This window comes from Ruegeria sp. BG8 (assembly GCF_056538325.1).
Map to the genome: position 1 here is coordinate 1 of NZ_JBQFSZ010000002.1, position 21,894 is coordinate 21,894.

Annotated in this window: 22 protein-coding genes and 1 tRNA gene; 14 read left to right on the top strand and 9 right to left on the bottom strand. The window is 56.3% G+C overall.

Features of this window, described 5'->3' with window-relative positions; genetic code table 11:
- The first annotated feature begins 486 nt into the window (after positions 1-486).
- The 4 genes from ACR0DG_RS05210 (at position 487) to ACR0DG_RS05225 (ending at position 4,410) form a co-directional block, all read left to right on the top strand.
- Entirely contained in the window at positions 487-1,242 is a 756-nt protein-coding gene (locus ACR0DG_RS05210) for a 5-oxoprolinase subunit B family protein (RefSeq protein WP_480695017.1), read from the top strand.
- Positions 1,239-2,237: a 5-oxoprolinase subunit C family protein gene (locus tag ACR0DG_RS05215; RefSeq protein WP_480695019.1), complete on the top strand. Its 999-nt coding sequence runs from the start codon at positions 1,239-1,241 to the stop codon at positions 2,235-2,237. Before ACR0DG_RS05210 ends, ACR0DG_RS05215 begins: the two co-directional genes overlap by 4 nt.
- A 12-nt stretch (positions 2,238-2,249) precedes the next feature.
- The gene (locus tag ACR0DG_RS05220; RefSeq protein ID WP_480695021.1) at positions 2,250-3,011 is read left to right on the top strand and encodes a LamB/YcsF family protein; all 762 of its coding nucleotides are present in this window, start codon (positions 2,250-2,252) and stop codon (positions 3,009-3,011) included.
- Positions 3,012-3,162: 151 nt separating this feature from the next.
- A complete protein-coding gene (locus ACR0DG_RS05225) occupies positions 3,163-4,410 on the top strand; it encodes a hypothetical protein (protein ID WP_480695023.1) in 1,248 nt (415 codons plus the stop codon).
- Between the two features lie 55 nt (positions 4,411-4,465).
- Here the strand turns inward: ACR0DG_RS05225 and ACR0DG_RS05230 are convergent, their stop codons facing one another.
- Positions 4,466-5,836: a D-alanyl-D-alanine carboxypeptidase family protein gene (locus ACR0DG_RS05230; RefSeq protein WP_480695025.1), complete on the bottom strand. Its 1,371-nt coding sequence runs from the start codon at positions 5,834-5,836 to the stop codon at positions 4,466-4,468.
- 281 nt (positions 5,837-6,117) lie between these two features.
- Entirely contained in the window at positions 6,118-6,819 is a 702-nt protein-coding gene (locus ACR0DG_RS05235; RefSeq protein WP_480695027.1) for an HAD family hydrolase, read from the bottom strand.
- Positions 6,820-6,912: 93 nt separating this feature from the next.
- Here ACR0DG_RS05235 and clpS point away from each other — a divergent pair, with 93 nt between their 5' ends.
- The 4 genes from clpS to hemF are packed head-to-tail and all read left to right on the top strand — an operon-like array spanning position 6,913 to position 9,968.
- Positions 6,913-7,254, top strand: a complete 342-nt coding sequence (gene clpS, locus ACR0DG_RS05240) for an ATP-dependent Clp protease adapter ClpS (RefSeq protein ID WP_480695029.1) — start codon at positions 6,913-6,915, stop codon at positions 7,252-7,254.
- Positions 7,255-7,278: 24 nt separating this feature from the next.
- Complete coding sequence (locus ACR0DG_RS05245) at positions 7,279-8,244, top strand: class I SAM-dependent methyltransferase (protein ID WP_480695031.1); 966 nt, start codon at positions 7,279-7,281, stop codon at positions 8,242-8,244.
- Between the two features lie 37 nt (positions 8,245-8,281).
- Positions 8,282-9,079 (top strand): SDR family NAD(P)-dependent oxidoreductase, encoded by a 798-nt coding sequence (locus ACR0DG_RS05250; protein WP_480695033.1) that lies wholly within the window; start codon positions 8,282-8,284, stop codon positions 9,077-9,079.
- A gap of 4 nt (positions 9,080-9,083) precedes the next feature.
- The gene (gene hemF, locus ACR0DG_RS05255) at positions 9,084-9,968 is read left to right on the top strand and encodes an oxygen-dependent coproporphyrinogen oxidase (RefSeq protein ID WP_480695035.1); all 885 of its coding nucleotides are present in this window, start codon (positions 9,084-9,086) and stop codon (positions 9,966-9,968) included.
- Between the two features lie 7 nt (positions 9,969-9,975).
- Here hemF and ACR0DG_RS05260 read toward each other — a convergent pair whose 3' ends face one another.
- The 4 genes from ACR0DG_RS05260 to modA all read right to left on the bottom strand — a co-directional run bounded on the left by ACR0DG_RS05260 (position 9,976) and on the right by modA (position 13,224).
- Positions 9,976-10,383 carry a hypothetical protein gene (locus ACR0DG_RS05260; RefSeq protein WP_480695037.1) on the bottom strand — a complete coding sequence of 136 codons (408 nt, stop codon included), beginning with the start codon at positions 10,381-10,383 and terminating at the stop codon, positions 9,976-9,978.
- 274 nt (positions 10,384-10,657) lie between these two features.
- Entirely contained in the window at positions 10,658-11,755 is a 1,098-nt protein-coding gene (modC, locus tag ACR0DG_RS05265) for a molybdenum ABC transporter ATP-binding protein (RefSeq protein WP_480695039.1), read from the bottom strand.
- The gene (modB, locus tag ACR0DG_RS05270) at positions 11,752-12,444 is read right to left on the bottom strand and encodes a molybdate ABC transporter permease subunit (RefSeq protein WP_480695041.1); all 693 of its coding nucleotides are present in this window, start codon (positions 12,442-12,444) and stop codon (positions 11,752-11,754) included. Before modB ends, modC begins: the two co-directional genes overlap by 4 nt.
- 3 nt (positions 12,445-12,447) lie before the next feature.
- Entirely contained in the window at positions 12,448-13,224 is a 777-nt protein-coding gene (gene modA / locus ACR0DG_RS05275) for a molybdate ABC transporter substrate-binding protein (RefSeq protein WP_480695043.1), read from the bottom strand.
- A 225-nt stretch (positions 13,225-13,449) separates the two neighbouring features.
- Between modA and ACR0DG_RS05280 the strand changes: the two genes are divergently transcribed.
- The 3 genes from ACR0DG_RS05280 to ACR0DG_RS05290 all read left to right on the top strand — a co-directional run bounded on the left by ACR0DG_RS05280 (position 13,450) and on the right by ACR0DG_RS05290 (position 15,987).
- Positions 13,450-14,703 (top strand): aminotransferase class V-fold PLP-dependent enzyme, encoded by a 1,254-nt coding sequence (locus ACR0DG_RS05280; RefSeq protein ID WP_480695045.1) that lies wholly within the window; start codon positions 13,450-13,452, stop codon positions 14,701-14,703.
- A gap of 74 nt (positions 14,704-14,777) precedes the next feature.
- Positions 14,778-14,853, top strand: a tRNA-Val gene (locus tag ACR0DG_RS05285).
- A gap of 135 nt (positions 14,854-14,988) precedes the next feature.
- The gene (locus ACR0DG_RS05290) at positions 14,989-15,987 is read left to right on the top strand and encodes a LacI family DNA-binding transcriptional regulator (protein WP_480695845.1); all 999 of its coding nucleotides are present in this window, start codon (positions 14,989-14,991) and stop codon (positions 15,985-15,987) included.
- Here ACR0DG_RS05290 and ACR0DG_RS05295 read toward each other — a convergent pair whose 3' ends face one another.
- Together ACR0DG_RS05295 and ACR0DG_RS05300 are read right to left on the bottom strand one after the other, a co-directional pair.
- Entirely contained in the window at positions 15,988-17,121 is a 1,134-nt protein-coding gene (locus ACR0DG_RS05295; RefSeq protein WP_480695047.1) for a Gfo/Idh/MocA family protein, read from the bottom strand. It abuts the gene before it with no gap.
- A 39-nt stretch (positions 17,122-17,160) separates the two neighbouring features.
- Positions 17,161-18,264, bottom strand: a complete 1,104-nt coding sequence (locus ACR0DG_RS05300) for a Gfo/Idh/MocA family protein (RefSeq protein ID WP_480695049.1) — start codon at positions 18,262-18,264, stop codon at positions 17,161-17,163.
- A gap of 127 nt (positions 18,265-18,391) precedes the next feature.
- Between ACR0DG_RS05300 and iolC the strand changes: the two genes are divergently transcribed.
- From iolC to ACR0DG_RS05315, 3 genes are read left to right on the top strand one after another with little or no spacing between them, the layout of a single operon-like run.
- Positions 18,392-19,360: a 5-dehydro-2-deoxygluconokinase gene (gene iolC / locus ACR0DG_RS05305; protein WP_480695847.1), complete on the top strand. Its 969-nt coding sequence runs from the start codon at positions 18,392-18,394 to the stop codon at positions 19,358-19,360.
- An 8-nt stretch (positions 19,361-19,368) separates the two neighbouring features.
- A complete protein-coding gene (locus ACR0DG_RS05310) occupies positions 19,369-20,205 on the top strand; it encodes a 5-deoxy-glucuronate isomerase (RefSeq protein ID WP_480695050.1) in 837 nt (278 codons plus the stop codon).
- Positions 20,202-21,041: a class II fructose-bisphosphate aldolase gene (locus ACR0DG_RS05315; RefSeq protein ID WP_480695052.1), complete on the top strand. Its 840-nt coding sequence runs from the start codon at positions 20,202-20,204 to the stop codon at positions 21,039-21,041. Before ACR0DG_RS05310 ends, ACR0DG_RS05315 begins: the two co-directional genes overlap by 4 nt.
- 24 nt (positions 21,042-21,065) lie before the next feature.
- Here the strand turns inward: ACR0DG_RS05315 and iolB are convergent, their stop codons facing one another.
- The gene (iolB, locus tag ACR0DG_RS05320; protein ID WP_480695054.1) at positions 21,066-21,872 is read right to left on the bottom strand and encodes a 5-deoxy-glucuronate isomerase; all 807 of its coding nucleotides are present in this window, start codon (positions 21,870-21,872) and stop codon (positions 21,066-21,068) included.
- Positions 21,873-21,894: the final 22 nt, after the last annotated feature.

Sequence of the window (21,894 nt, forward strand, 5' to 3'; positions counted from 1 at the left end):
AGCGCCACCGCCCTAATCAATAACCCTAGATGCCCACCGTCTCTCCGATGCGTCTCCGCCGCTTCCGCCGCGTCCCAGCACCTCAACAGCGCCGGTGAAGGGGGTTCTAAGCCTAACATCAGACCTCCGCAAGAAGAAAAACACATCTTGCGCGTTTTTTTTGCGATTTTCTTTTTTATAAAATTAAATCAAATACTTACACCCCCAAAACTCCACAGCCAAGGGCGCCGATTAGTGCAATCCAGGCGTCGGCTGACAAATCGCGCAAACAGGGCGTTATGGCCAAACTCTATATATAGTGAATCGTCGCCGAATGGGCACTAAATTCGCTCGAGTCGCGCTGCCCAAGTGAATCGCACCCGAACGCGATTCAAGGCACCCAACGACCCTCATGTCGTCAAAACGCGTACCCTGAAATCCTAAGGCTTGCGCATTCCCGGCGGATGCGGTCAGGTCTGGAAAACTGACAGGCTTTCACCCTCTGCCATGACACAGATACTTGCAGACACTTTCCCAATGATCCGAACCGTAGGCTATGACGGTCTGTTAATCTCGTTTGCCGACACGATGGCAGAACCTTCGAACCGAGCTGCACTGGCTTTTCGCAGCATGCTTGACGCCCAAGACTGGGACGGGGTTCTCGAAACATCGGCGTCGTTGGCATCTGCATATCTAAGGTTTGATCCCTCACGGCTGTCACACGAAGATATCCAAAAGCGGGTGGCCGGACTTTTGAACCAACAGGATTGGTATGATGCCCCGATGCCGATCGGCCGAAAGTTCTGGCGGGTTCCTACGGTCTATGGTGGAGAGCTGGCACCTCAGTTGGACGAAGCCGCCAAAGCCGCAGGAATGACCCCTAGGGACGCCATAGAAAGACTCAGCAATACACGCGTGCGCGTCTTGACCATCGGATTTGCACCCGGGCAACCCTATCTCGGGCCATTGGGCCCAGAATTCAACATACCGCGCCTCAAGGAACTGACCCCCATGGTACCAGAGGGTGCACTGGTATTGGCAATCTCGCAATTTGTTCTGTTTTCGGGGCCAACCCCAACGGGCTGGAGGCACATTGGTCAGACAGCATTTCAGTGTTTTCGCCCAGATGCGCTGCGCAGTTTCACCCTCAACCCCGGTGACGAGATGCAATTCGTGCCAATTGCGCCCGATGAGTTAGAGCAAATCCGCGAGAATAATGCGGACGGCAAAGGCGGGGCAACCTGTCAGGAGATCGAAGAATGAGCCTGGCCGTTTTGCGCATTGGCCCAGCCTGCACAATTCAGGATCAAGGTCGAACAGGTGTGCTGGCACAAGGGCTGTCGCGGTCAGGGGCCGCGGATGTGTACGCCTTGCATGAAGGTGCCGCGCTTTTGGGTCAGAGCCCGACGGTCGCCGCATTGGAAATGGCAGGCATGGGCGGCACATTCGAAGCAATCCATCCGGTGAACATCGCGCTGACCGGCGCGCCAATGCAGGCCAGCATTGACGGTAGTTCGGTTGTTTGGAATGCCTCCCACCGGATGGAACAAGGACAGCACCTGACACTCGGAGCAAACCTAAAAGGCAGTTACGGATACCTGCACCTCGGCGGTGGGATTGATGCGCCGGAACGAATGGGATCGCGGTCGGTGCACCTGACAGCCAAGATCGGGCACGCCGTACAGGCCGGTGACATCCTCAAAGCTGGTCCCGAAGCAGGTCAAGCCGGGCGAAAGCTGCCGCAAGATGACCGGTTCTCAGGGGGGCTATTGCGCATCGTGCGCAGTTTTCAAACGCCACTTTTCGATCAGGATACGCTGGATAGATTTACCCGAACGGCTTTCCACCGCGGGACGCGCGCAAACCGAATGGGCATGCAACTTGAAAGTGACGGAGAGGGGTTCGCCGCAAAAGGTCAGTTGAACATCCTGTCCGAAGTCATAACACCGGGCGATATCCAGATGACCGGTACAGGCAACCCTTTCATATTGCTGCCGGAATGCCAAACCACAGGCGGGTATCCTCGCATCGCCACAGTGCTGCCATGTGATATCCCAAGGGCCGCACAAACCCCGGCGGGTGCAGAGATACGCTTCCAATTCGTCTCTTTAGAAGAAGCTGTTGCGCTACAGAGTGCCTACACAGCCGGGCTGGCGCGTTTGCCCACGCAGGTCGAGCCCCTAGTGCGCGACCCGCATGACATTCCGGATCTGTTGTCCTACCAATTGATCAGCGGAATGATCTCTGCCACGGACTAAGGAGTATTGCTGATGCCAAGCGTCGATCTGAATGCCGATATGGGCGAAAGCTTTGGCCCCTGGAATATGGGTGACGATGACAGCCTGTTGAAAATAATCACGTCAGCGAACATTGCCTGCGGGTTTCACGCGGGCGACCCGGATGTGATGGCGAAAACAATGACGCTGGCCGCGCAGAACGATGTTGGAATAGGCGCGCATCCCGGCTTTCCTGATCTGCAGGGTTTCGGTCGACGCAACATGAAAATCCCCCATGACAGCCTTCGCAATCTGGTTAGATATCAGTTGAGCGCCGCGATCGGCATGGCCAAAGCAGTCGGCACCCACGTGCGGCATCTCAAGTTACATGGCGCTTTAGCAAATATGTGTTCGGTTGATCTCGATATGGCCCGAGCCTGCTATCAAGGTGCGCTGGATGTCGATCCCGACATAATCATCATGGTTCTGGCCGTCACCAAACAAGAGGATGCCGTGCGAGAATTGGGTTGCAAATGGGTCGGCGAAATTTTTGCGGACCGCGCATACAACGATGATGGCACTCTTGTTGACCGCAGCCAACCAGGGGCTGTGATCCATGACCCCGACATCGCTGGCCCCCGCATATTGGACATGGTCCGGGAAGGCGCGATCATCACCGAAAGCGGCCAGCGGCTAGAAACTTCTATCGATACAATCTGCCTGCACGGCGACGGTCCAACAGCAGTCCAAATCGCGCGCTCGGTGCGCGAGAATCTGATTGAAGGCGGGGTCGACGTCACAAAGTTCATCCGCTGACCACACGCGCTTAAGACAGACGAATTACCTGTGGGTAGTTGCCGGGGGTGGCCGGGCAGAATAGCATGATCGCAAGTGCATGTTCTGAATACCACAAATCCCGGCAACGACCGGCTGCGCGCAATCGCAGCTTGGGCAAGGAGGTAGCTTTATGTCATTTGATCTGATGTCTTACGAACCGCGCGGCGACAAAAAGAACTCGGACTTTTTTTCCGAGTATTTGCCGAAGATCTATGAACGTCGCATAAGTTCTGGCATCGCAGATCAGGTCGGCGCGATGCGCGCGATCGTTCTGCAGGTCGAAACGGACGCGCTGTTCGACACTCTGGTCGAGCTCTACGTAATGACCCCATACCGTCATACGTCAAGCTATCTGGGGCAAACCCACAAATTTTCGGTTTTGCATTCTCATCCGGATTTCCCGGCTCTGATCTTGATGGCCCCGCTCAGCCCGACTTTCGAGGACTTTATCCCGCGCATTAACCGCATGTACCCGTTGGCGCGCAACGCCCCACAAACGCGCTACGTCGGTGAGGTTTACGGCGCGACCGACCTAAAAGCTCTCACCAATACGCTGGAAGATCAGAACATTCGTTTTGAATACGCGGGCGATACCGAAAACCCCTTTTATACCTTGGATGGTTTTCGCTTCACCACACCATCTGATTTCACCTGCAACCGTGTGGGATATTCCACGCTGGATTTCAATGACACTGACAGCCTTGGTCTGGGTGACCGGGTATTGCTAAGCGACACCGAACAAGCGCGCCTTGACCAAGCAGCCGCTTTTGGCGCGGACAGCAATATCGCGCCACTGATGCTGGGTATCGACCACCTTGCCACACGCGTTCTGGCTGGTGAGCGTGAGGATGCGATCCTCGAGTTTCTGACAATGGTGCCCTACTACTTTTGGGGTGCCTACAACATTTTTGACATGAACTCGTCGACCAATGTGAACCGCAATCCAAACGTCGACGACGACAAGAAATCACCAGCCAAGGTCTTTACGGCCAACAACACGCCGTCCTTTGTGAATTCCTTTGCCAAACTCCCCATGCCGACCGAGGATTTCGTCCGCAATTTTGGGCGCCGGTTGCACCACATGGCCGTCGAGATTCAGGATGGTGACCATGGCGCGGGCGAAAAGAACGTCGATTTCGTAGTGAACACCCTCAAGGACAAGGGTGTTCCGTTTCTGGCGCATGTCGTAGGCGAATGTAAGGACGACCCGAACCTGAAACAGATATTCTCGAAACACTCGAAAAACACGCTGTTGATTACCGAATACATCGAGCGCTGCCACAAATACGATGGCTTCTTTACCAAGGATAACGTGGCTGCTCTGACCGCCGCGGCCGGACAGGACGAGCAATACCAGCACGGTCATGTGTTCGATTGAAAAAAGGCTGCGGGAAACCCCACAGCCCAAGTCCAACAGGAGAAAACGTCGGGTCTTATGACGGCCCGATCATGAAACAAGTCACGTTTCTGGCCTGCAACCGCCGGCACGCCAAATCGGCCTGCTCACGTGTCATGCCCTGAAAGGTCGCGTCGAAACCGCGCGAGCTTTGGTTCACCTTGCGCAGCGTCCCTTCCAAGGTCGTCATCTCGGTCAGCGCTGTTTTCAGCAGAACCTTTTCAGCCTCGTAACGGGTCGTATAGCGGCCCACGTTGACGCCCCACAAATGGCCACCCGACGTTGAAAGGCGGGTTACGATTTCCTGTTCAGGCTCAGGTTCGGTCGCAGCAAGGACAACATCATTGGGTCGTGATGCCGGACGCACTGTGTCTTGGCCGGGCTTCTGAATATCAGCGGCGGCAATCGCTGCGGCAATCCCATCCTGAATGCGCGCGCGATTTGCAGCGGCTGTGGCGGCCACTGTACCGGCAACCTGAACAGTCGCGCCTGCACCGGGCCGAAGCACGGGCCGCAAGCTGGTCGTGGGCGCAGCCTCCAAACGCGCGACCTGTGCGTTCAGCCCTGCGTTTCCTGCGTAGGCCGGGCGGGACGGCTTACGAATCGGAGCCCGCGACGGCGCTCGCCGAAAACCCATATCCAGCAGTTCGGCCACTTTCGCGTTCCGCGATGCCCCGGACTTGCCACCAAACACGGTTGCGATGATGCGCTCGTCTTTACGCTTGGCCGAAGCAACCAGGTTGAAACCGGCGGCTCTTGTGTATCCCGTCTTGATGCCGTCCGCGCCTTTGTACGCGGCCAGCAATCGACGGTTGGTATTCGGAACTGTCTTGATCCCGGCATGGGTCGATGTCCGCGAGAACAGATTGTAGTATTGCGGGTAATCATACAGCAGATGACGGCCCAGCGTCGTCATATCGCGGGCAGTCGACAGGTGACCGGATTCCGTCAAACCATGCGCATTTTTGAACGTTGTACGGTTCATGCCCATGGCTTTGGCCGTTCTTGTCATACGACGTGCAAATGCCGCTTCGGAACCACTGATGGCAATCCCGATTGCAGTCGCCGCGTCATTGGCTGACTTTACCGCCGCAGCACGTATCAGATAACGAAAAGCGATCCTTTGCCCTGTGCGCAAACCCAGCTTGGACGGGGGTTCGGCCGCAGCCTTCTTTGTGATACGAACTTGCGTGTCCAACTCGATCTCACCGTTTCTGACGGCTTCGAAAGCGATATACAGCGTCATCATCTTGGTCAGCGATGCCGGGTGCAATCTGGTATCAGCATTGCGAGAGTGCAGCACCTCACCAGTGCGTGCATCAATGACCATCGCAGCATAAGGTGCCGCGAAGGATTGCATGGGCGCAAAGGAAAGCAGCCATACCAATGCTATAAGAAATAAGCCCATTCGGGCCGGAACTGTCCGCCGAACCTGCACGATCTTTGCCTCTGTCTACCTCGCGCCGCCGGGTTTTCCCGGTCAGCAATTCATTTATTTTATTAACAACTAGGCTAACACAGAGGCCCCATGAAAGAAACCGAAAGCTGCGTGTTTCGCTATTTCGTTATTGGCTGGATCAGCCACTATATCTAGCAGCTCACGCCAGAGGCGCTACCAGATCGGCGACGATCATCGTGGGCCAAATGACCGGCACATCATTTTTTGCAAACTGATACCAAATGGCAACATCAGCCAATCGCCCGAATAAAACCTGCCAGCTCGCCCAAATCACGCAGCTCCTTGAAACGCGGAGACTCTGTTGGCGTCTCAGCCTTCTCGATCTCCCACACCAATCCGTGGGGAACGTACACACCCCAACATCCGGCCTGAATTGGGGCCACAACATCGGATCGCATCGAGTTACCCACCATCATTGCCGAGGCCGGCCCATCCCCGTGGCGTTCAAAGATGTCGCGATAGGTATTCGCGGATTTTTCCGAAACGATCTCGACCTCGTCAAAAAGCTCTCCCAATCCGGATTGAGCCAGCTTTCGCTCCTGATCAATAAGGTCACCTTTGGTAATCAGGACAACTTTGTGGGTCGCCGAGACCGCTTCGATGGCATCTTTTGCATGCGGCAGCAGCTCGATCGGGTGGGCCAGCATATCCTGCCCGGCTTCGATCAGTTGCCGGATAACCGATGCCGGGACACGGTCGTCCGTCACTTCGATGGCCGTTTCGATCATCGACAGGACAAAGCCTTTGATTCCATACCCATAGTGCCGGATGTTTCTCTTTTCGGCTTCTAACAGGCGATCCAGAAGATGATCGGGTTCCGCGTGATCTGCCAGCAGTTCCGTGAAATAGGCTTGGGTCAGCTGGAAAAACCGCTCATTATGCCAAAGGGTGTCATCTGCGTCGAACCCGATCGTTGTCAGCTTTTCTGGCATTGTAAATACGTCCTACTGGCTCTTTTCTCCGACCCGTTCAACGTTATATAACCGCTCAGATAAACCGAAGCCTGAATCGGACAATTGCGCGCGATGTTTGAAAACCAATGGATCATGTCCGACAAAGAGGACGACGATGGTGACTCGTCCCTTCTGGTGCAGACGCGCCCGAAAACCAAGCGTCCGCCTTTGTATAAGGTGCTGCTTTTGAATGACGATTACACACCGATGGAATTCGTTGTTCATGTGTTGGAGCGTTTCTTTGGAATGACCCACGCACAAGCGTTTGAGATCATGCTGACGGTTCACAAAAAGGGCGTCGCCGTGGTGGGCGTGTTCAGTCATGAAATCGCCGAGACAAAGGTTGGCCAAGTAATGGATTTCGCCCGCAGGCACCAACACCCTCTGCAATGCACAATGGAACGGGAAGAATAAGGCCCGCTTCGGTCGAAAACGATAATGTCCCCTCGCCTTGATCTTGCCCTTCACAGCGGCCTTGCGCTGGCCGAACCGCTGACCGTGATCGGGCCAAACCCGGGGCACGACCTGTCGGCATTAAGCCGTTCAACGCAGATTGTGCAGCCCTTCAAACCTTTTCACGACCATTTCGCAGAACAAGGTTTTGCGGCAGTCGCGGACGCGCAAGAACCTTGCCAGGACGCCATCGTTTTCCTGCCTCGGGCCAAAGCCTTGGCCCGCAGTATGGTGCATCAGGCCTGCAAGCATGCAAACCGGTTGGTTGTTATAGATGGTGCCAAAACGGACGGCGTGGACAGTTTGCTGAAAGACATTCGCAAACGCGTGGATATTGAGGGCCCCATTTCCAAAGCACATGGCAAGATTTTCTGGTTCCAATCCGCGCCTGATGCTTTTCAAGACTGGGCCGCCCCGGACAAGCAGAAAGTCGATGGGTTCATCACGGCCCCCGGCGTCTTTTCCGCGGATGGAATTGATCCGGCCTCTGCCCTGCTGCTGGAGGCTTTGCCTGACAAGCTTGGTGCGCGGGTAGCCGACTTGGGTGCTGGCTGGGGGTTCCTGTCGGCTGCGGTGATCAAAAGAACGGAACTGCGTATCTTGCATCTGGTCGAAGCGGACCATATCGCGCTGACTTGCGCCCGACGCAATGTCATCGACGAACGGGCCATTTTTCATTGGGCAGATGCAGTGTCCTGGCGGGCACCCGAACTGCTGGACACCGTGATCATGAACCCGCCCTTTCACACGTCGCGCAGTGCGGACCCAGCATTAGGTCAGGGTTTCATCCTATCCGCGGCGCGCAATCTGGCAAAACATGGCAACCTCTGGATGGTCGCTAACCGTCACCTTCCATATGAAACCACGCTCAGCGACAGCTTCGCTCAGGTCGAAGAGGTAACCGGCAACAATCGGTTCAAGGTTTTTCACGCCTCTCGCCCTCGGCGGTGATCCCGGTTAACCTGCGTAGCAACTCAGGAGACAACGCATGTCATTTTCCATTGCCGGCAAAACTGCGATCGTGACCGGCGGCGCCAACGGAGTCGGGCTGGCCATCGGCCGCCACTTTGCGGATGCGGGCGCTAATGTAATGTTCGCCGACATGGATGAAAAGCGCCTGGCAAATGAGTTGGGTGAGCAAGCCGACGACAGCAACATTCGCTTTTTCGCTGGGGATTTGCGCGAGAAATTGACTATCGCCAACCTTCTGTCCGCCACGATCGACGCGTTTGACCAGGTGGATATCCTAATCAATGGCGCGCGGCAGGTGATCCCTTCTGATCCGCTGGACACAGAAGACGAGTCGGTCAAAACGTTATTGAACCAAAACCTGATGCCTGCTTTGCGCCTTAGCCAGGTAGTTGCCAAGCGCATGATAAAACAGGCGGGCGACGATGAAGGACCAGCCGGCTCGATCATCAACCTGTCCTCGATCGCGGCACGGCGCACGCACCCCGACCTGATGGCCTATTCGGTTTCCACAGCGGCACTGGATCAGATGACAAGATCACTGGCCGTGGCGTTTGCACCGAACCGTATTCGCGTGAATTCGATCGCGCTGGGATCGGTCATGAGCGCATCACTGCAATCGACCTTGAAGGAAAACCGCGACTTCCGGGACGATATCGAAAAGCACACCCCTTTAGCCCGTATCGCAGCCCCGACCGAGCTTACTGAAACCGCGCAGTTTCTGGCCTCTGACGCGGCGGGGTTCATCACTGGGCAAATTCTGACCATAGACGGGGGGCGCACGCTGCTGGACCCCGTCGCAGCCCCGGCGCATTAAACATATGTTTGAACAAGAAAAAACCACCGCTTCTGCATGGTTTCGCGAGTTGCGGGATCAAATCGTAACCGCCTTTGAGGCTCTGGAAGACAGCCACGAAAACGGCCCCTTTTCGGACGCTGCCCCTGCCCGGTTCGAGGTCAAGGAAACACAGCGTCAGTCCGAAGATGGCTCTGACGCCGGTGGGGGGTTGATGTCGGTAATGCGCGGCGGACGGGTGTTTGAAAAGGTCGGTGTCAACGTCTCAACGGTATATGGAACCTTGGGTGATCGCGCACAGCAGGCGATGGCAGCTCGCAAGGGTATACCCGGCATGACCGAAGACCCTCGTTTCTGGGCTTCGGGTATCTCGCTGGTTGCCCATATGCAAAACCCGCATGTTCCGGCTGTGCACATGAACACCCGGATGTTCTGGACCCCTCACGCTTGGTGGTTCGGAGGGGGGTCGGACTTGAATCCTTGCATCGAATATGACGAAGATACCGCCCATTTTCACGCCACCCAAAAGGCGCATCTGGACCCGCACGGGCCAGGGCACTACCCACGGCTGAAAGACTGGGCGGATGAGTATTTCTATATCCCTCACCGCAAGCGCGCACGCGGTGTCGGTGGCATTTTCATGGATGATTACTGCACCGGCGATTGGCCCGCAGACTTTGCACTGACGCAAGACATTGGTCGAGCGTTTCTACCTGCGTTTTTGCCCTTGGTCGAAAAACGCAGAGTGCAGAGTTTCGACGAGGCAGACAAAAACACCCAATTGGTGCATCGCGGGCTCTATGCCGAATACAACCTGATTTACGACCGGGGTACCAAGTTCGGGCTAGAGACGGGACACGACCCCGACGCCGTTCTTATGAGCCTGCCGCCACTGGCAAAATGGGTGTAAGCACCGCTCAGAATCCAAAATCCATAAAGTTATCGAAACAGTAGCCTTGGGCCGAAGCCGCCGAAAGGTTCGCGCCCACGCGTTTTACGGTCACCGAATAACCCGGATTGGTATCAACGCCTTCGGGGGCTGTCAGTGAAAATTGTACAGTGCGGTTTTGTTTTTCATAGGCCCGAGTGATGTATATCCGCTGTGTTGCTTTGGTTCTGAGGGTACGGATCGCGTAATCTCCGATACCGCACCAATACGCGACCGGAGCAGACGTTCCACTGGTCGATACTTCGTAAATCCCGTTGCCCTTATCGGCGACGTTGATTCGAATTGCAGGATTGAGTCTGAATCCAACACCAACGGCCTGAGACAAACCCGGCAAACAAATAAGGATGGCCAGAAACGCCACTTTGAAAAGCTTCATGTTTCATTCCACTCTGGCCATTTGGGCCAGGCTATTTCGTCATCGTGAAGTCAATAAAGCTATCATAGCACAGTTTCTCAGCAGACAACGTGCTTATGTTCTCTCCGGCTCTTCTTACGCTTTGTGTGCCCCGGAGCTGTTTCAACGCACGCAGGTGGATCGAAGGTAAGTCTGACGAATTGGATTATTGTGATCCAAGATCGCACTGGACCACGAACTCCATTTTGAAAACGTAAACTGAACGAAAAACTACCGCTAGTGACGGCCCTTTTTTCTAGTCAGAAACGACGCGCCCGCCGACATCGTCGGGTGCCAAAGCAACGGTCTTGATAACCGCAAAGCACTGCATTCCTGCCGTCAGACCAAGGGTGGAAACAGAACGACGGGTAACGCGGGCCAATACCGTCCCGGCGGCAGATTGGACCGAAACGATTGCGCCGGGGCCCTCGCCAGAACGAATAGTGTGAACAGTGCCTGAAAGGACGTTAAGCGCAGACAGGCCTTCTGGCCGTTTGATCGCCAAGATGACCTCTTGCGCCGGAATGCGAATACGCAGTTTGGCCCCAACCTGATGCGGGATACGTGGCAGAAACAGGCTAATGCCACCAGCATCCAATTCCGTCAGCCCGTCCGCATGGTGTTTCGACACCTGCACTTGCAGAACGGCACCGACAGCGCGGATACCTGCGGGCGCAACCGATGGGTCAGCCAGAACCTCAGAAGCGGGACCGTGGCGCACAGCTTTGCCGTCTTGCAGGGCAACAACCGATGTTGCCAGTCTCGCAACCTCAGCCGCCGAGTGGGTGACATATAGGATCGGGACAGAAACCTCATCCCTGAGACGTTCAAAATACGGCAATATTTCCGATTTTCGCGCGTCATCCAGCGCAGCCAACGGCTCATCCGCGAGGATCAAACGCGGGTTCGCCAGCAGAGCGCGTCCAATCGCAACGCGCTGTTTTTCTCCGCCCGACAGACCAGCAGGACGACGATCAAGCAGGCGACCGATGCCCAGCATCTCAATCACTTTGTCCGGGTTTTCCTGCCGTGCCGTCTTTGGCGCAAACCAACGGCCATAAAACAGGTTCTGGCGCACTGTGAGATGCGGAAATAATCGACCTTCTTGAAAGATGTATCCCAACCGGCGTTTGTGCGGTGGTAGCCACAGACCTTTGGCGCTGTCAAACAATTCCCACCCGTCCACGGCAACCCGACCGGCGGCAGGCTTCAGCAACCCGGCAACCGCGTTGACAACAGTAGTTTTACCCGACCCTGATCGTCCGAACAAAACCGTCACGCCGGGCGGTGCATCAAAGCTGAGGTCCAGCTTGATGTCCGGTAAATCATGCTGCATGCGAACAGATAAGCTCATGACCCAGCCACCCGAGCTGCAACACGTCGGCTGACGACCTCGGATAACATCAGAGCCCCCATCGCGATCACGATGGAAATAACGACCAACCTTGTCGCTGCACCCTCACCACCGGGAACCTGCAAGAACGCATAAACAGCTGATGGCAGTGTCTGGGTCTGCCCCGGGATGTTGGACACAAAGGTAATCGTCGCACCGAATTCACCCATGGCTTTCGCAAAAGCCAGAATGGCGCCCGCAATCACACCCGGCAGGATCATCGGCAGTGTGACCGTGATGAACACCATCAAACGGGATGCGCCAAGCGTTGCCCCGGCCTGTTCCAATTTGGGATCAACCGCTTCGATCGACAATCGAATTGCCCGGACCATCAGAGGAAAGGCCATGATGCCCGCAGCCAGCGCCGCCCCGGTCCATCGAAAGGCCACCACGATGCCAATCTCGGCCAGCAGTTTTCCCAGCGGACCCTGAATACCGAAGGTCAGCAACAACAGATAGCCGGTCACAACGGGCGGCAGGATCAGCGGCAAATGCACCAGCCCGTTCAGAACTTGCCGCCCGGGGAACCGCCAACGCGCCAACGCATAAGCGACGAAGACACCAATTGGCAGCGTAACCAGCGTTGCCCAAAACGAAACACGCAACGAAAGTTTCAGCGCTTCAAGTTCTTCTGGTCCGAGCCAACCCATGCCTTACCCACCCGGCAGGGCAAAGCCCTGATTTGCAAACACTACCCCTGCGGCGTCAGATTGCAGAAAATCCAGAAATTCCTGTGCCGCGGGTGGCGCAGATGCAGTCACGGCCGCCGGGTAAACAATTGCAGGATGCAGGTCTGCGGCAAAGTCCGCCAAAACCCGAACGCGGGTTTCGACCTGAGCGTCCGAGCGGTAGACAATCCCCAAAGGCGCAGCGCCGGTCGCAACTAACGCCAACGCCGCACGAACATTATCCGTTTGCGCGACCTTGTCCTGAACGCCATCCCACAGACCCAAGCTCTGCAACGCGGCCTTGCCATAAATGCCGGCGGGAACAGCATCAACCAATGCCATCGCCAAATATCCACCGGCCAAAGCACCCGGCAGATCCGTCTGAGGAGAAAGCGCATCAATATCTGGCCCAGCATGACCGCCAATCAGAACAAGCCCATTCCCCAGCAGATCGACTCTGGAGCCTGATTTGACCAACTCCTGCTGTTGCAAGAGGTCCATCCAGTCGGCATTCGCGGATATGAAGACATGCGCCGGTGCGCCCTTTTGAATTTGCCGGGCCAATACCGAGGACGCCGCAAATGACACCGTAACATCATGGCCGGACTGCAATTCGAATTCCGGGGTTATTTCGTCCAGCGCGTTTTTCAAACTGGCCGCAGCGAACACCAAAAGGCCCTCCGCTTCCGCGCGAAGAGGGGCCAGAGTAAAAGCACCCAAAAAAGCCGCAAAAACAGCGCGGCGCAGATGTGACAGGATCATTCCATCCCACCCCGAAAACTAAGGTCCCCCCGGGGATATCTGAGCCGACAGGGGGCACGCAAGCTTCTATGAGTATTGTGCGGGTGCAGATAGCCGAGAATGAACAAATAATTACCTGCGCAAGGTGTTTTCCAGTCGTTGAAACGTCCCCAATGTCGCAAACGGTATTGATCCTGCAGCGCGCCACGTGGATGTTGCCCATAAACCAATGACAGGACGCCCGATATGCTGCACACCACACCCGGTTTGATAGAAGCGATCCGCTCCCGATTTGCCCATGTCGAAACATGCCCGTTTCAGGGTCAGCGTATATTTTTCGAGAACGCAGGTGGCGCGCTGACGCTGAACTCCGTGGTTGAGACCTCAGCCAAATTTGCAGCAATTCCTGACAACCAGGGGCGCGACAATGTGGCCAGTCACGCTTTGGTGGATATCATCAACAAGGCAAAGGAGGATTTGTCCGTATTCATGAACGCCCCAACCGGACAGTTTTTCGTGGGCGAAAGCGGAACCGAGCTGCTGTTTCGAATGATCCGCACGGCTTGCGTGAACGCGCCATCGGGCGGAAAGGTTATTGGCAGTTCCATCGAACATCCTGCTAGCCGCAGCGCTGCGCATCGCTGGGCCGAAATCGCAGGGTTGGAATACGTCAACGTCCAGCACAATAGCGAAACAGGACTGGTCACGGCTGACGCCTATCTGGCCGCAATGACGCCCGACGTGCAGGTGGCGACGATCGTGCATGCCTCGCCTGTCACAGGGATGGGAATGGATGTGGCTGCTATCTCGCGGGCAATTCGTGAAATCTCTCCCGACTGTTTTATCATCGTCGATGGTATTCAACATGCGGCTCACGGTCAGTTGGACATCAACAGCTATGAAGTCGATGGATATGCGATCTCACCCTACAAGGTTTTCTCTCGTCATGGTTTCGGCGTTGCCTGGATATCCGATCGCTTGACGGCCCTCCCTCATGATCAACTGCTGGACGCGCCCACTTCGGGGTGGGAATTTGGCACACGGGACACGGGATCTTACGCGACTATGTCGGACGTGGTGGATTACTTCGACTGGCTGGGCACGCAAGTATCCGACACACCCGACCGCCGCGCGCGGATCGAGGCGGCCGGTCGGGCTATCCACGCCTATGAAACACATCTGACGAATGCGATGATCAACGGCACTGGCAACCTGCCCGGGTTGCGCGATATGGACCACATCTCGATCCTTGCCGGAGCAGACAACCCTGCCCGCGAAGGTTTGGTTTCGATCGTTGTGAAAGACCTGCCCGCAGCCGATGTCGTGGGTCGCCTGAATGATCAAGGGATTCGCACACATATCCGTAAGGCCGACCATTACAGTGGCAATGTGCTCAACCCGTTAGGGCTGAAAGAGTGCATTCGCATATCCCTGTGCCACTACAATACGGAACAGGAAATCTCGCAGTTATTGTCTGCACTACAGGAGATGGCCGACTAATCTGAAGTTTCCCAGAATAAATTGCACCAAACCCTCTTGCGCCCGCGCTCAGGCTTGGATACATGCACCGTCACGGGTGATTAGCTCAGTTGGTAGAGCGCTTCGTTTACACCGAAGATGTCGGGAGTTCGAGTCTCTCATCACCCACCATTCCCCTTAAAACCTATCTAACGAATCCAATTCGGCCAAACGAATTGCAACCGATTGCAAAACCGGTGCAGTACTGCATAGTATCTGTGCTATGAAATCATCCGCTGAATCCTTCGCAAGCCCTTGGTGTTCACTGTGGTCGTGACCCTGAAAGAAGTCGCCGCACTGGCGGGTGTGTCACGTTCGGCCGTGTCCCGGACGTTTACTGAGGGCGCGTCGGTCTCGGCGAAAACACGCAGCAAGGTCGAAAAAGCAGCGGCCGAGTTGGGGTACAGCCCGAACGCGTTGGCGTCTTCCCTGACGACAGGGCGCACCAAACTGATTGGGCTGATCTCGAACAACTTCCACAATCCGATCTTCCTTGAAGTGTTCGACCAGTTCACCAGAGCTTTGCAGGAACGCGGTTTGCGTCCGTTGATTGTAAATCTGACAGACGAAACCGAACCCGCAAATTCCGTTCGCATGCTGCGCCAGTATTCTGTGGATGCGGTGATCGTGGCCTCGTCCACGTTGCCGCCCAGTTTTGCAAAGGCGTTTCATGACGCAGGTGTACCCGTGGTGCATACCTTCGGGCGGTCTGCCACATCACCAGAGGTTCATGTTGTCGGCATCGACAATGTTGAGTGTGGCCGTATGGCAGCACGCGAACTAACGGCGCGCGGCTACAAGCATGTGGGTTACCTGGGTGGTCCCAAAGATGCCACTTCGGCGATGGACCGGTACCAGGGCTTCATGGAAGAGGTAGAAAAGCACTCGGGGCTTGCCGTCTCGCATTCATTTGCCGGGGCTTATTCCTTTGAGGCCGGTCGCGCCGAAATGTTGCGTTTGCTGGCGGAAAATCCGGCAGATGGGTACTTTTGCGGCGACGACATTCTGTCGATCGGAGCACTTTCGGCATTATCGGATCACAACCTGCACCCCGGGCAAGACATCGGTATCATTGGGCTGAATGATATGGAGATGTCACGCTGGGAGAACGTGAACCTCACTACGATTCACCAGCCCATCAAGCAGATCATTACCTCTTCGGTCGATCTGGTCGAAGAGATGTTGAAAGATCCCGATCGCTATCCCGAGGCTCGCATTTTCCCGTGTCGCGTGATCGAACGAGGCACACTGCGACCCCGGTCGTAATCAACGAAACATCGGCGGGCGCGCATCCATCCAGGCACTGGCGTTTTTGGCCGACGCGACCGCGGCATGAACGGCTGCGATCGAGCGAACGCCATCCGCTGGCGTTGGTAAGCCGTCGCGATGTTCGCCACGTATCGCATCGGACAAGTCGCAATAGATATTTGCAACAGCCAGTGGAAAACCTTCGGGATGCGCGATGGCCACTCGTGACAGGCGTTGCGCGTCGTCGTGCAAACCACCCTCACCTTTTTCGATGATCTGCGTCCGACCGCCGACCGGAGTGTAGATCAGTTGGTTGGGTTGCTCAGACGCCCAGCGCAAACCACCCGTTTCACCAAACACTTGGATATCAAATCCATGCTGGCGTCCGATCGCCACGGACGAGGTCCACAAGCGCCCAACCGCCCCGCCTTCGGTTCGGAAATTGACCATTGCGTCGTCTTCCAGTTCACGGCTGGGAATGGTCGACGCCATATCGGCGGAGAGCGTCTTGACCTCGTCATCGCTGATGAAACTGGCCATATGCAACGCATGAATCCCGCAATCGGCAAACTGCCCGGACAAGCCAGCCATCGCCGGATCATAGCGCCACCGGACCCGCGGATTGTCGGCATCAGTTGCATCCCCGTGGTGGCCATGACTGAAATTGGTGACAATCAGGCGGACTTTGCCGATATCACCGGCACGTACCATTGCACGGGCTTGCCGAACCATCGGATAAGCCGAATAGCAATAATTCACAGCGCAGATCTTACCCGACGCTTCGGCCACCCGGACAATCTCTTCCCCCTCTTCAACCGTCATGGTCATGGGTTTTTCGCAAAGGACGTTAAAGCCAGCTTCAAGAAAGGCTTTGGCGATTTCGAAATGCGTTGAGTTCGGCGTCGCAATCGTCACCAGGTCAATCCGGTCGGAACGGTTCTTTTCACCGGCCAGCATCTCTTTCCAATCGCCATAAGCGCGATCGGATGCGACACCCAGCCTTTGCGCATATTCCCGGCCAACGTCCGGCCGGTGATCTAATGCGCCAGCCGCGAACTCAAACAAACCATCCGCCTGTGCCCCTAACCTGTGTGCAGGCCCGATCTGGCTGCCTTCGCCACCTCCTATCATGCCCCATTTCAGCTTTGCCATGGTCTTAGTCTCTCGTCCGTGTTTGGTGTTTCGCGTCGATCAGAAGTTGCCAACATTTTGCCAGGTCTGTTGATCCGAGGATGCAAGGGCCGCCGCCAATACGCGGTTAACCTCGTGACCGTCCCGGAATGTGGGCCAAACGCTCTGACCTGCTTCGATGGCCTGCAAGAAATCCTTGGCCTCGATAATTATCTGGTCCTGATAGCCAGTGCCATGCCCGGGCCCCTGACAGAAGGGTTCATAATCCGGATGCGCAGGTCCCGTCAGAATCTTGGTGAATCCGCGACCGGCCTCGGGGCCTTCGCGTCGGTATAGCCACAGCGCATTCTGATCCTCCTGATCAAAACGGATGGCCCCTTTTGTCCCTGTCACCTCATAAGCGTAGCCCATCTTGCGCCCGGTCGCGACGCGGCTGAAATACAGATTGCCCATGACGCCATTTTCAAAACGGCACATTATCTGAGCATGGTCGTCGTTGGTGACCTCTCCGCCCGGGCGCGTCCGATGCACAGTTTCCACGTCAGCCATGACGCGGGCGATCGGGCCAATCAAAGCCAGCGCGCCGTTGACCATGTGCGGCGCAAGATCGCCAATCGTTCCGTTTGCCATACCAGTGGTACGCCAGGTCGCCGGGGCCTGAGGATCGGCATAAAAGTCCTCGGTGTGTTCACCGCGAAACCACGTGACGTCGCCAATCTCACCCTGAGCAATCAACTGCCGCGCGAATTGGCTTGCAGGGGTACGGATATAGTTGAAGCCAACCATATTAACCGTCCCGGCGGCTTCTGCCGCGGCAACCATTGCGCGACTGTCATCAAGGGATGCACCCAAGGGCTTTTCACAGAAAACCGGCTTGCCAAGGGCAAAGGCTGCTTCGGCAATCTGACGATGTGTGGACTGCGGCGAAGCAATTACAACGGCCTCGACCTTTGGGTCGTTTACCAACACAGACCAATCATGTGTGCTTCGGTTGAATCCAAAGGCCGTCCTGTAACGTTCTGCGCTGTCATGAGACGATGCGCAGATCATCTCCAGTCGCGGTCGCAACGTGGTATTGAACACCGCCCCAACCGCCGCCATCGCAACGGAATGGGCCTTGCCCATATAGCCGCCACCAACGATTCCAATTCCGATTTCAGGCATTTGCAACGGCTCCGAACAATGTATTTGCAACCGGTTGCAAAATGAGTATCGTGTGAATCGATTCAACGCAAGGACCAACGATCCTTGCCTACCCCTTTTTGCCGGAGGACCAGACGTGAGCACTTTGATGGACGGTATCAAGGGAAACCGGTTTGCCGTCTTTGGACGCGCAGGCATGGACTTGTTTGCCGATCCGATTGGCGTCAAAAGCGAGGACGCCGGTAGTTTTCACGCAGATCTCGGCGGGTCCTCGGCCAACATCTGTGCAGGGCTGGTCAAACTGGGCAGCCACGCCGCACTTGTCACGTCGGTCTCGGACGATGCGGTAGGTCGTTTTTGCATGAACCGGCTTACTCATTACGGCGTGGACACCTCTTTCATACGGGTGGTGGGGGGCGAGTTCCGGACATCTTTGGCGATATACGAAAGCTGCACCGAGAATTTCCAGAACGTGATCTACCGCAATGGCGCGGTCGATTTTCAAGTAACCGAAGACGACATGGACAAGGTCGACTACACCGCGTTCACAGCCGCCATTTCCGCCGGAACCGTATTTGCGGGCGAGCCCTCGCGCAGCGCCACGTTTCGCGCTTTTGACAACGCCAAGAAAGCCGGGTTGCCGGTTGTCTTTGACATCGACTACCGACCGTATAGCTGGCCCTCACCGGACGTGGCCTCTGAGGTTCTTTCGCGTGCGGGTGAGGCCAGCGACCTGATCGTCGGGAATGATGAAGAGTTCGGATTCATGGCCGGCGGAATCGACAAAGGCTTTGCCAAGGCAAAAGAGCTGGCCGAAAAACCTGGGCGGGTTGTCATATACAAGATGGGTGAAAAAGGCGCCGTTACGCTGGCTGACGGGCAGGAAATCGAAACCGGAATTTACCCCGTAGATGCCATCAAACCCGTCGGAGCCGGGGATAGCTTTATGGCGGGCCTGCTGGCGTCGATCGCGGCCGGACATCCCCTAAAAGATGCAGTCATGCGCGGATCCGCCTGCGCATCAATTGTCGTGTCCAGGCCCGGTTGCTCTCCGGCTATGCCCACGACTGCTGAACTGGATGCTTTTCTTGCGTCCCACCCCGGTCCGACGACCTAGGAGGTCCCATGCATATCGCCCCTTATGACAATCAGAACAAACCCATCGTCGATGCCGAAGATCCGACGGTGCCCCTGAACTATTTCAACATCGTCAAACTCAAACGCGGTGAAGCGTTCGAATACCAGGTGCCGGGTTATGAAACCTGCATCGTTCCGGCAACCGGCTCGGTCGATGTCGAAATCGAGGGGGCGCAGTTTCCGAAACTGGGCAACCGCGGCGAAGATGTCTGGGACGGTGAACCCGAAGGCGTGTACGTCCCCGTCGGCGCCAAGGCCCAGATGGTCTGCGTGTCCGACACGACCGAGGTTTTTGTAGCCGGTGCCAAATACGACAAGGTACTGGACCCGTTCGACGTTCGCGAACATGATCTTGTTCAATACGGCAGCGACGACACCAAAACACACCGTAAAATCAAGCACATCCTGGGCCAAAAACAGCATGACAAGGTCGGTCGCCTTCTGGTGAGCGAGCTGTTCACTGTCGGTCAGGGCGGATGGTCGGGCTTTCCCAGCCACAAACACGACACCAACCGTCTGCCAGACGAAACACGCCACGACGAGACCTACAATTTTCGCTTCAAACCCAATTGGGGCTCGGGGCTGCAGATGCTGCAACGCGAGGATAACGCGCCCGGCGATGCCTATCATATCGTCGATGGCTCAACGATCTGCATCGACAATGGGTATCATCCGTGCTGCGTTCTGCCGGGGTACGAGATGTATTATTTCACCATCCTCGGCGGCCTGACGCAGCGCTCATTGGTGCAGTATTTCCAGCCCACCCATGCCTATCAAATCGAAACGATACCGGGCATCAAAGACATGATCGCCAAGTTCAAATGACGTTGGTCACATTGAAAGATGTTCTGACCCCTGCCTATGCGCAAGGCTACGCAGTCGGTGGGTTGGTTACGTTGGGCTGGGAAGACATGCGCGCCTATGTGGCCGCGGCTGAGGCTGAAAACGCCCCCGTCATTCTGCAGGCAGGCCCCAGTTGTCGCGAGCACACGCCTCTGCCGATCTTGGGAAAAATGTTCCGGCATCTGGCCGAAAACGCCTCAATCCCGGTCGTGGCACATCTGGATCATGGCTACACGTTTGAAGAATGCAAGATCGCACTGGAGAGCGGCTTTACATCGCTGATGTTTGACGGCTCCAGAAAGCCGCTTCAGCAGAACATTGACGAAACCGCCGCAATCGCCGAAATGGCGCATGCAGCTGACATCTCCTGCGAGGGAGAGATCGGTTTTGTCGGTTATTCGGGGGGCGAAGGGTCAGCTGGCACTGATCCAAACGAAGCCGCGCAATTCGCGCAGCAAACCGGCGTGGACGCAATGGCAATTTCTGTTGGCAACGTCCACCTACAGCAAGACAAAGAGGGCGGGTTGGACGAGGTTCGCATCGCGGAAATCGACGCTCTGACCCAAGTACCTTTGGTGATCCACGGTGGATCGGGCGTGCCGGTTGAACAACGCAGCAGGTTGGCTCGCGAAACATCAATCTGCAAATTCAACATCGGGACCGAGTTGCGCATGGCCTTTGGCGCGGCCCTACGGCATGCCGTGAACCACGATCCCGACCGGTTCGACCGGGTGGCAATCCTGAAGGAAACGCAAAACCCCGTCGAAGCCGCCGCACGGCTGGTAATCCGTGCCTTTGGTGCCCCGCCAATGCGTTAAGGGGCAGTTGGGCGCGACCTTGTGCTAGGCGTCGCGCTCCATGATCCATTCGACCTCGGGGGCGGGAACAAAGCGCCATTTCCGCAAGGGTCCTGCCATAACATTCAGGTAGTACATCTCGAACCCATACGGGGCCCCGCATGGGTGATGGCCACGCGGAACGCACACGACATCCCCATCGGACACGGCCATTGTTTCATCCAACTGTCCGTCATCGGTATAGACACGTTGTATTCCAAAGCCATTCGACGGGTTCAGCCGGTGGTAATACGTCTCTTCCAGATACGTAATCCGCGGAAAGTCGTCCTCATCGTGGCGATGGCTGGGATAAGAGGACCAGTGGCCATTCGGCGTGAACACTTCGGTCACCAGCAGGCTGTCGGCATAGTCTTCGTTTTCCATGGCAATGTTGTTGATGTGGCGCGTATTCACCCCTTTGCCACGTTCGGTCAGAGTGATGCCATCCGGCCCAATCCGACGCGCCGCGTGATCGCCTTTACCGGGGGCCGAACAAACGGCCATGACGCAATCGGTTTCAGCCACCGCCTGCCACTCGGTTCCGTTCGGAAGGTAAAGACAATGCGGCGGCGTCTTTTCAAACACATCCATCCGATCGCCAAGCACACCCCAATCCTGCCCTGCTCCGTTGATGCGGGCCTTGCCTTCAACCATTACCAGAATGACTTCGCGATCACCTGTTACTTCGGACGCGGTATCCCCGGCGCGCAAGTGGTAAAGCCCAAACCCGACATAGCGCCAGCCCGCATTGGCCGGGGTTATGTCATGTACTTTGCCCCGGGTCCCGAAAGGCTTTTTGAGCAGGTCCGCCATATTGTATTCTCCTTGGTGGGCA

Coding starts and splice junctions, on each gene's coding strand:
- ACR0DG_RS05210 (WP_480695017.1), top strand. CDS start 487: ATGACACAGATACTTGCAGACACTTTCCCAATGATCCGAACCGTAGGC.
- ACR0DG_RS05315 (WP_480695052.1), top strand. CDS start 20,202: ATGACGTTGGTCACATTGAAAGATGTTCTGACCCCTGCCTATGCGCAA.
- clpS (WP_480695029.1), top strand. CDS start 6,913: ATGTTTGAAAACCAATGGATCATGTCCGACAAAGAGGACGACGATGGT.
- ACR0DG_RS05300 (WP_480695049.1), bottom strand. CDS start 18,264: ATGCCTGAAATCGGAATTGGAATCGTTGGTGGCGGCTATATGGGCAAG.
- iolB (WP_480695054.1), bottom strand. CDS start 21,872: ATGGCGGACCTGCTCAAAAAGCCTTTCGGGACCCGGGGCAAAGTACAT.
- ACR0DG_RS05260 (WP_480695037.1), bottom strand. CDS start 10,383: ATGAAGCTTTTCAAAGTGGCGTTTCTGGCCATCCTTATTTGTTTGCCG.
- ACR0DG_RS05230 (WP_480695025.1), bottom strand. CDS start 5,836: ATGGGCTTATTTCTTATAGCATTGGTATGGCTGCTTTCCTTTGCGCCC.
- ACR0DG_RS05245 (WP_480695031.1), top strand. CDS start 7,279: ATGTCCCCTCGCCTTGATCTTGCCCTTCACAGCGGCCTTGCGCTGGCC.
- ACR0DG_RS05310 (WP_480695050.1), top strand. CDS start 19,369: ATGCATATCGCCCCTTATGACAATCAGAACAAACCCATCGTCGATGCC.
- modC (WP_480695039.1), bottom strand. CDS start 11,755: ATGAGCTTATCTGTTCGCATGCAGCATGATTTACCGGACATCAAGCTG.
- ACR0DG_RS05250 (WP_480695033.1), top strand. CDS start 8,282: ATGTCATTTTCCATTGCCGGCAAAACTGCGATCGTGACCGGCGGCGCC.
- ACR0DG_RS05220 (WP_480695021.1), top strand. CDS start 2,250: ATGCCAAGCGTCGATCTGAATGCCGATATGGGCGAAAGCTTTGGCCCC.
- ACR0DG_RS05215 (WP_480695019.1), top strand. CDS start 1,239: ATGAGCCTGGCCGTTTTGCGCATTGGCCCAGCCTGCACAATTCAGGAT.
- iolC (WP_480695847.1), top strand. CDS start 18,392: ATGGACGGTATCAAGGGAAACCGGTTTGCCGTCTTTGGACGCGCAGGC.
- modA (WP_480695043.1), bottom strand. CDS start 13,224: ATGATCCTGTCACATCTGCGCCGCGCTGTTTTTGCGGCTTTTTTGGGT.
- hemF (WP_480695035.1), top strand. CDS start 9,084: ATGTTTGAACAAGAAAAAACCACCGCTTCTGCATGGTTTCGCGAGTTG.
- ACR0DG_RS05235 (WP_480695027.1), bottom strand. CDS start 6,819: ATGCCAGAAAAGCTGACAACGATCGGGTTCGACGCAGATGACACCCTT.
- modB (WP_480695041.1), bottom strand. CDS start 12,444: ATGGGTTGGCTCGGACCAGAAGAACTTGAAGCGCTGAAACTTTCGTTG.
- ACR0DG_RS05295 (WP_480695047.1), bottom strand. CDS start 17,121: ATGGCAAAGCTGAAATGGGGCATGATAGGAGGTGGCGAAGGCAGCCAG.
- ACR0DG_RS05280 (WP_480695045.1), top strand. CDS start 13,450: ATGCTGCACACCACACCCGGTTTGATAGAAGCGATCCGCTCCCGATTT.
- ACR0DG_RS05225 (WP_480695023.1), top strand. CDS start 3,163: ATGTCATTTGATCTGATGTCTTACGAACCGCGCGGCGACAAAAAGAAC.